General features: G+C 57.6%; 7 protein-coding genes. 3 read left to right on the plus strand and 4 right to left on the minus strand.

Annotated features, from left to right (window positions below; translation table 11 throughout):
* Positions 1-56 precede the first annotated feature (56 nt).
* From DUT91_RS14665 to DUT91_RS14675, 3 genes are all read right to left on the minus strand, one after another.
* On the minus strand, positions 57-1,613 hold the full coding sequence (locus DUT91_RS14665) for a formate dehydrogenase beta subunit (RefSeq protein ID WP_114441143.1): 1,557 nt from the start codon (positions 1,611-1,613) through the stop codon (positions 57-59).
* Positions 1,610-2,089, minus strand: a complete 480-nt coding sequence (locus DUT91_RS14670) for a formate dehydrogenase subunit gamma (protein WP_114441144.1) — start codon at positions 2,087-2,089, stop codon at positions 1,610-1,612. The genes DUT91_RS14665 and DUT91_RS14670 overlap by 4 nt, the downstream gene beginning before the upstream one ends.
* A gap of 93 nt (positions 2,090-2,182) precedes the next feature.
* Positions 2,183-3,079, minus strand: a complete 897-nt coding sequence (locus DUT91_RS14675) for a LysR family transcriptional regulator (RefSeq protein WP_114441145.1) — start codon at positions 3,077-3,079, stop codon at positions 2,183-2,185.
* A gap of 155 nt (positions 3,080-3,234) precedes the next feature.
* Here DUT91_RS14675 and DUT91_RS14680 point away from each other — a divergent pair, with 155 nt between their 5' ends.
* The gene (locus DUT91_RS14680) at positions 3,235-3,576 is read left to right on the plus strand and encodes a protein tyrosine phosphatase family protein (protein WP_114441148.1); all 342 of its coding nucleotides are present in this window, start codon (positions 3,235-3,237) and stop codon (positions 3,574-3,576) included.
* A 267-nt stretch (positions 3,577-3,843) separates the two neighbouring features.
* Here the strand turns inward: DUT91_RS14680 and DUT91_RS14685 are convergent, their stop codons facing one another.
* A complete protein-coding gene (locus DUT91_RS14685) occupies positions 3,844-5,034 on the minus strand; it encodes an acyl-CoA dehydrogenase (protein ID WP_114441149.1) in 1,191 nt (396 codons plus the stop codon).
* Positions 5,035-5,463: 429 nt separating this feature from the next.
* On the opposite strand from DUT91_RS14685, the gene DUT91_RS14690 reads away from it, so the two are divergent.
* Together DUT91_RS14690 and DUT91_RS14695 are read left to right on the plus strand one after the other, a co-directional pair.
* Complete coding sequence (locus tag DUT91_RS14690; protein WP_114441151.1) at positions 5,464-6,048, plus strand: SLATT domain-containing protein; 585 nt, start codon at positions 5,464-5,466, stop codon at positions 6,046-6,048.
* Complete coding sequence (locus DUT91_RS14695) at positions 6,049-7,365, plus strand: reverse transcriptase domain-containing protein (protein ID WP_114441153.1); 1,317 nt, start codon at positions 6,049-6,051, stop codon at positions 7,363-7,365.
* The last annotated feature ends 367 nt before the right edge of the window (positions 7,366-7,732 follow it).

Below are 7,732 nucleotides of genomic sequence, written 5' to 3' on the forward strand. Positions count from 1 at the left end.
CTTGTGGGGGAGATGTCCGGCAGGACAGAGGGGGGTGGATCGTCTGGCGATACGCATCATTCCGCCGCCTCCCTCACCGGCACGGGCCGGAAATCCTCGGGGAAATGCGTCAGCGCGCTCATCACCGGATAGGGCGTGAAGCCGCCCAGTGCGCAAAGCGAGCCGAATTTCATGGTGTTGCAGAGGTCGGTCAGGACCGCGATCTGCTTCTCCGGTTCCACACCGGCGGCGATGCGGTCGGCCAGTTCGACGCCGCGCGTCGAGCCGATGCGGCAGGGGGTGCACTTGCCGCAACTCTCAATGGCGCAAAATTCCATCGCAAAGCGCGCCTGCTTCAGCATGTCGACACTATCGTCGAAGACGACGATGCCGGCATGGCCGATAAGCCCGTCCTTTGCGGCAAAAGCCTCATAGTCGAACGGCGTATCGAAGAGTTCGCGCGGGAAATAGGCCCCCAGCGGCCCGCCGACCTGCACCGCCTTGACCGGCCTGCCTGTAGCCGTGCCGCCGCCGATCCCATCCACCAGTTCGCCCAGCGTGAGGCCGAAGGCGGCTTCGAACAGGCCGCCATGCTTCACGTTCCCCGCGATCTGGATCGGGATGGTGCCGCGCGAGCGGCCCATGCCGAAATCGCGGTAGAAGGTCGCGCCCCGGTCCATGATAATGGGCACAGAGGCGAGCGAGATGACATTGTTGATGACCGTCGGCTTGCCGAAGAGCCCCTTATGGGCGGGAAGCGGCGGCTTGGCGCGCACGATGCCGCGCTTTCCCTCGAGACTTTCGAGAAGCGCCGTTTCCTCGCCGCAGACATAAGCGCCCGCGCCGACGCGCACCTCCAGATCGAAGGCATGGGCGGAACCGAGAACGCTTGCGCCGATCACGCCAGCCTTCCTCGCGACCGCAATCGCCTCGTTCATCGTGGCGACGGCGTGGGGGTATTCCGAGCGGATATAGATGTAGCCCTTGGTGGCGCGGGTGGCGATGCCGGCGATCGTCATGCCTTCGATCAGCACGAAGGGATCGCCCTCCATGATCATGCGGTCGGCAAAGGTGCCGCTATCCCCCTCGTCGGCGTTGCAGACGATATATTTGCGCGGATTTTCCGTGTCGAGCACGGTCTTCCACTTGATGCCAGTCGGGAAACCCGCGCCGCCACGGCCGCGCAGGCCGGATTCGGTGACTTGCGCCACGATCTGGGCAGCCTCGAGCTTCAGCGCATTCTCCAGCCCTTGCAGGCCGCCATGGGCGCGATAATCGTCGAGCGACACGGGATCGGTGATACCGCAGCGGGCAAAGGTCAGCCGCGTCTGGCGGGCGAGGAACGGGATTTCCCCGGCGAGGCCAAGGGACAAGCGATGTTCGCCACCTTCAGGCAATCCGGCATCGAGGAGCGAAGCGACATCGGCGGGCTTCACCGGGCCATAGGCAACACGGCCCTGAGGCGTTTCCACCTCGACCATCGGCTCCAGCCAATAGAGGCCGCGCGAGCCGTTGCGCACGATCTTCACATCGAGCCCGCGCGCGGCGATCTCCTTTTCGATGGCCTTCGCCACCTTTTCGGCACCGAGCGCCAGCGCGCCGGAATCGCGGGGGATATAGATGGTCGCCGTCATAGCCGGACCTCCATCGCGATTTCCTGCAACTGCTCTTCATCGAGCCTGCCGATGACCTCGCCGTCGAGCATGGCGGCGGGGGCGCAGGCGCATAGGCCGAGGCAATAGATCGGCTCCAGCGTCACCGCGCCATCGGCGCTGGTTTCATGCCAGTTGACGCCCAGGAGCTCGACCGCGCGCGCAGCCAGAGCATCGCCGCCCATCGACTGGCAGGCCTCGGCCCGGCAGATCTTGAGCACATGGCGGCCCGCGGGATGGCTGCGGTAATCATGATAGAAGGTGAAAACACCGTGCACTTCCGCGCGCGAAAGGTTCAGGGCATTGGCGACAAGCGGAAGTGTCTCGGGAGGGACATAGCCGAACTCCTCCTGCAGACCATGGAGGATCGGCAGAAGCGGCCCTTCGGCGCTCTTCAGTTGATTGATAATCTCTATCGCTCTTGCGGCGATATCGGTACGTGCGGTCTGCATTTCCATGCAGCGCCCTCCCTTGTTTCCCCTTACTTTAGAATGAGACCAAAAAGCCGGGATATAATCAATAGGGCTGTACCGTTGGACGATAGAAGAATCCTATTGAGCGCTAAAGCTTACCGCCAGCGTCCTCGCCTCATGCAGAAGCGCTGAGACGAGCGGCGTGTATGGGGTGCGTTCGGCGGCGACAAGCCCCACCAGGTGCTTTGCATCCGGCTCGACGATGGGAATGGCGCGGATGGGCTCGGTGAAGCCCAGCATCTCGGCCAGGTTGAGCGGCATGATGCTGGCCCATTTGCCGGTGCGGATATGCGAGAAGAGCACGATCATCGAGTTGGATTCAAGCGTCGTCTGGGCCTCCACGCCCGCCTCGCGCAGATGCAGATTGATGATGCGGCGGTTCTGCATGTCGGGGGTGAGCAGGCAGAGCGGCAGGCGGCCGACCTCCGCCCAGGTGACGGTATCGCGGTCGGAGAGGATGTTGCCGGTCGAGGTGATCAGGTGATAGCGCTCGTAATAGAGCGGTACGGTGGTCACCTTTCCCAGGGGTTCGTTGTCGATATAGGTGAAGCCGGCATCGATCTCGAAATTGGAGAGCAGCGAGAGCACTTCGAGCGAGTTGCGCGACAGGATCGAGAAGGTCACATCGGGATGCTTCTCGCGGAAAGGCGTGGTGAGCCGCGAGACCATGGCGAGCGCGGTCGGGATGGCGGCGATGGTGATGTGGCCCGTAAGGCCGAGGCGCGCGGCGCGAAGCTCCTCGCGCATGGTGCGGGCATCGCCGACGATGCGCCGTGCCCATTCGAGCACGCGCTGGCCCTCCGGCGTCAGTCCCTTGTAGCGCGAGCCGCGCTGCACGAGCATGACGCCGAGCGTATCCTCCAACTGGCGGATCGCCGCCGAAAGGGTCGGCTGCGTCACGCCGCATTCCTCCGCCGCGCGGCCGAAATGCTCCTCCCTGGCAAGGGCGATGAAAAATTCCAGCTTGTCGATCATGGTGTCTCCCCCGCTATAGGGTACGCATATTCGTTGCGGCTGCAAAGCCGGATCACCATATCGCCTCCAAACACATGGATTGATCTGGCGCGCTCAAGCGTTTGATGTATTGTGCCGCCGGACAAACCGCCTGCCTTTGACAAGGGATTACAACCATGGACATTCGCCAGATCGACGACCATTTTTCGGTCACCGGCCAGATCGCCCCGGACGATATACGCGACATCGCCGCCGCCGGCTATCAGACGCTGATCTGCAACCGCCCGGACGGGGAATCGCCCGACCAGCCGGATTTTTCAGAAATCGCCAGCGTCGCGGAAAAGGCCGGCATTCCGGTTCATTATGTCCCCGTCGTCTCGGGAATGCTGACGCAGGACGATGTCGATGCGATGGCGGCGGCGCTGGAGAACGCGGAAGGGCCGGTGCTGGCCTATTGCCGCTCGGGCGCGCGCTCGACCAACATCTATGGCATCGTGCAGCAGCAGAAGCGGGGTTAGGCGGCTTCCGGCGCAGCGAATTCATCCGGCCAGCCGCATAGGTCCGGAGGCTCCGTCATACCCCCCTCTGCCCTGCCGGGCATCTCCCCCACAAGGGGGGAGATTGGCTGACACAAGCGTTGGCACTCGATCTACGCCGTCTGCGATTGTATCTACCTTTAATGAAGGCCTAATCTCCCTCCTTGTGGGGGAGATGCCCGGCAGGGCAGAGGGGGGTATCCTCACGCCAACGCTTCCGCAAAGTGAGCCGCCAGCCTCACCCGCCCATCAAAAAAACGCCTGTATCCCCGTCTGCGCGCGGCCGAGGATCAGCGCGTGGACGTCGTGCGTGCCCTCATAGGTGTTGACCGTCTCCAGATTCTGCGCGTGGCGCATGACGTGGTAGCCGATCTGGATGCCGTTGCCGCCATGCATGTCGCGGGCGGCCCGCGCGATATCGAGCGCCTTGCCGCAATTGTTGCGCTTGACGATGGAGATCATCTCGGGCGCCATCCGGTCGTCGTCCATGAGGCGGCCGACGCGCAAGGACGCCTGCAGGCCCAGCGCGATTTCCGTCTGCATGTCGGCGAGCTTCTTCTGGAAAAGCTGCGTGGCGGCGAGCGGCCTGCCGAACTGCTTGCGGTCGAGGCCATATTGCAGGCTGCGCTGCCAGCAATCCTCCGCGGCACCCAGCACGCCCCATGAAATGCCATAGCGGGCGCGGTTGAGACAGCCGAACGGACCTTTCAGCCCGGAAACATTGGGCAAAAGATTCTCCTCCGGCACGATGACGCCGTCCATGACGACTTCGCCGGTGATCGAGGCGCGCAGCGAGAGCTTGCCGCCGATCTTCGGAGCGGAGAGGCCCTTCATGCCCTTTTCGAGGATAAAGCCGCGGATCGCGCCGTCATGCGCCGCCGACTTCGCCCAGACGACGAAGACATCGGCGATGGGCGAATTGGAGATCCACATCTTCGCGCCCGAGAGGCGATAGCCGTCCGCCACCTTTTCAGCCCGCGTCGTCATGCCGCCGGGATCGGAGCCGGCATCGGGCTCGGTCAGGCCGAAACAGCCGATCCATTCGCCCGAGGCGAGCTTCGGCAGATATTTCCGGCGCTGCTCCTCGGAGCCATAGGCATAAATGGGATACATGACCAGCGAGGACTGCACGCTCATCATCGAGCGATAGCCCGAATCGACCCGCTCGACCTCCCGCGCGACAAGCCCATAGGCCACATAGGACGCGCCCGCCGTGCCGTATTCCTCCGGCAACGTCACGCCCAGAAGCCCCGCCTCGCCCATCAGGCGGAAAAGCGCGGGGTCCGTCTTCTCCTCCAGATAAGCCTCCTCGATGCGCGGCGCGAGCTCACTTTCCGCAAAGGCCCGCGCGCTGTCGCGGATCATCCGCTCGTCCTCGGTCAGCTGATCCTCGATGAGGAACGGATCGCTCCAGACGAAGGAGGGTTTTGTATGCGGCATGACGGTTTGCTCCCTCAAGCATTGTGCAGCCAGGCAGACCCGGCGTCGCATCAATGCGGCTAAAATATCCAGACGAATAGACGCCGCGCATCATAAGCGGGAATTGCGGCGGGGCAATTCGGTTTGGGGGTGTGGGTATGATGATTTGTGATTGGGGGATGAGGGAGGGGAATGGGGGGCTACGAGGGGCCCTGAATGACTGTTCTCGACATATAATGGATCCTAGAAAAAAGATGCAACTTGCATCTTCATAGGTTTCATATTCTATTCGCTTCGGGGTACGGACGGAGCGGGAGAGATCCCGCTGGCTCATTATAGGGCCACCGTTATTAAGTGGGGTTTTAACCTTGGCTAGATGCTGCATTCGACAATCAGAGTGCTTAGTTGCTTCGAGAAATTGCGTCCGTACCCTTTCTGGATTCCCAGTCGATGAATAGCAATTCAGTCGAATCGACCATAAATGATAAGATTTGGATCACCTCGCGGGTGAGAATGATTTCTGAAAGAAAGGCCCTTAACAATAACTTCTGGTCTTTAGTTATTCTTACATATTACTCCCTTATAACAGTTGTTATTTCTGTATTTTCTGATTTTTACCAATCTTACTACAGTCATTTCAATGACATGGTGATAGCAGCGTCCATCATCGTCCTTGTCGCATCCTTAGTCGTAGGAGGTTTTCGCTTCGAGAAGACCGCTGCTCTATTCCGTGAATGCTATCTTTCCCTCGAAAAGCTCCAAAGCAGCGATCTGCCAGATAAAGATAAGGCAGAAAAATATGGAGATATACTTTCCTTATATCCAAATCACTCAGACGATGATTACTACGACTTTGTCGTATATCATACGTGCTTTGAAAGGAAAGATATATGGAATGGATCGGGAAAAATTAGCTGTACTTGGTATATGACGCTATCATTTCTAAAAAGGCGGCTCTTTCGTACTTCTTTCATTGCGATAGCGATAATTGCTCCAATTATATTCATCGCAGCTCCTATGTTTGGTGGCCTTTAAATGACACCGCGCCAACTTTTTGAACGAGAATTTTCCGTCGATAATCTTAAGGTTATTTTCAATGAGCGCATTGCTCAGACAGCCACGACTGGGAAGGACGGAGTTGCGCCAGCTGCATTCGGCGCTTCACTCGAGCAAGAGATTGTAAGAACGATCTCAAAGGTTCGGGCGAAAACCTACTGCTTTACAACTTACAAGCAGAGATTGGTGTTAAAGGGCGCTGGGAAGCCACCCCGCGAAATATCAATTGCGACCGTCCGCGACAGGCTTGTCCTTCGCGCGCTCACAAATATTCTTATGGAGTGCTTTTCCGAACGCAGACTACCCGCTCCACACCACTTCGTGCGAGAATTATCTGAGTTAGTACGCCCCCTCGACGACACATATTCATTTGTGCAGATTGACGTTCGGGACTTCTACCCCAGTATTGTTCATACCCACCTGATGTGTCGGCTGCGCTCCAAGATTAGATCAGCAGAAATACTTCATGTTATTGAAAGTGCTATCCGAACTCCTACAGGATCAAAGGAGGCAATCAACAGCGTTGGAGTTCCGCAAGGACTGAGCATATCGAATATATTATCAGCGATATACATGACGCGCTTTGATGAATTAATGCATTCAAAGTATGCGTACTTTCGCTACGTGGACGATATCGTTATCGTCTGCCGTTCTGATAAGGCCAAGAAAACCCTTTCCTCTGTCGCGCGTAAATTGAAAGAAATTGGCCTCACCTGTCACGAGCTTTCTAATAATGGAAAAACAAAAATCTCCTCTATATCATCCGGCATTGATTATCTTGGATATAATTTAAGCCCAAACAGCATATCTGTTAGAAAATCGTCTTATAAACGCATGATGGACAATATAATTGCTGTTCTAACAGCCGCAAAACACACTGCCAATCATACGAAAATACTCATGCGACTTAATATCAAAATCACCGGATGCATTTTCAACGAAAAGAGAATGGGGTGGATGTTTTTCTTCTCCATGACCAGCGATATAAAGCAACTCAGGAGGCTAGATAATTTCGTCTCGCGCGCATGGCGAAGAGCAGGGCTAGATAAATTCGGGAAGCCTAAGCGTTTTGTAAAGTCATACTATGAAATAAGATATAACCTAAAGGAAACAAAATACATTCCGAAATTCGACGAATACAGCACTGATCAGAAAGCAAAACTGATAGCTGACATGGAAGTGAAAAACTTCGATGAAGTGCGCTCTTGGTCTGTGGAGAGGATAAACCGAACCTTCTTAAGGCTGGTGCGAAAAGAAGTCGCCGAACTGGAGCGAGATGTTACACCTATAAGCTGAATTCCGGCTTTATACCCGTTCCGGCTTATAAGCAGCCCCAAAAAACTTATCCCCCATCTCCACACCGCCTTTATCCTTGCCTCAGTTCTTCCCGCGGGAACGCGGCTCGCGACGGCGGGTCTCGCGGGGAAGGACCGGCGCCTCCGCCTCGCTGCTGACGTAGCGGCGGGCCTGGGGAGGCTCCACCCAAGCGCTCCCTGCCGGCAATATGACCGGTGATGCCGGAAACAGGTGTCGAAGGTGAGCGTCCGGTGAGTCGGTTTTGTTTAGGTGCGGAATTAGCGCAAGTTACGACACAGATGATTCATTTGTGACGTAACAGGGTATGAATGGCCAAGGTTGAGATCCTGACGGGTGCCGAGCGACA

It is taken from the genome of Paramesorhizobium salinisoli (genome assembly GCF_003335045.1).
Classification (GTDB): Bacteria; Pseudomonadota; Alphaproteobacteria; order Rhizobiales; family Rhizobiaceae; genus Paramesorhizobium; species Paramesorhizobium salinisoli.

Excerpts from the sequence above, each read along its gene's own strand:
- DUT91_RS14665 (WP_114441143.1), bottom strand. The coding sequence starts at position 1,613 with ATGACGGCGACCATCTATATCCCCCGCGATTCCGGCGCGCTGGCGCTC.
- DUT91_RS14670 (WP_114441144.1), bottom strand. The coding sequence starts at position 2,089 with ATGGAAATGCAGACCGCACGTACCGATATCGCCGCAAGAGCGATAGAG.
- DUT91_RS14675 (WP_114441145.1), bottom strand. The coding sequence starts at position 3,079 with ATGATCGACAAGCTGGAATTTTTCATCGCCCTTGCCAGGGAGGAGCAT.
- DUT91_RS14680 (WP_114441148.1), top strand. The coding sequence starts at position 3,235 with ATGGACATTCGCCAGATCGACGACCATTTTTCGGTCACCGGCCAGATC.
- DUT91_RS14685 (WP_114441149.1), bottom strand. The coding sequence starts at position 5,034 with ATGCCGCATACAAAACCCTCCTTCGTCTGGAGCGATCCGTTCCTCATC.
- DUT91_RS14690 (WP_114441151.1), top strand. The coding sequence starts at position 5,464 with ATGAATAGCAATTCAGTCGAATCGACCATAAATGATAAGATTTGGATC.
- DUT91_RS14695 (WP_114441153.1), top strand. The coding sequence starts at position 6,049 with ATGACACCGCGCCAACTTTTTGAACGAGAATTTTCCGTCGATAATCTT.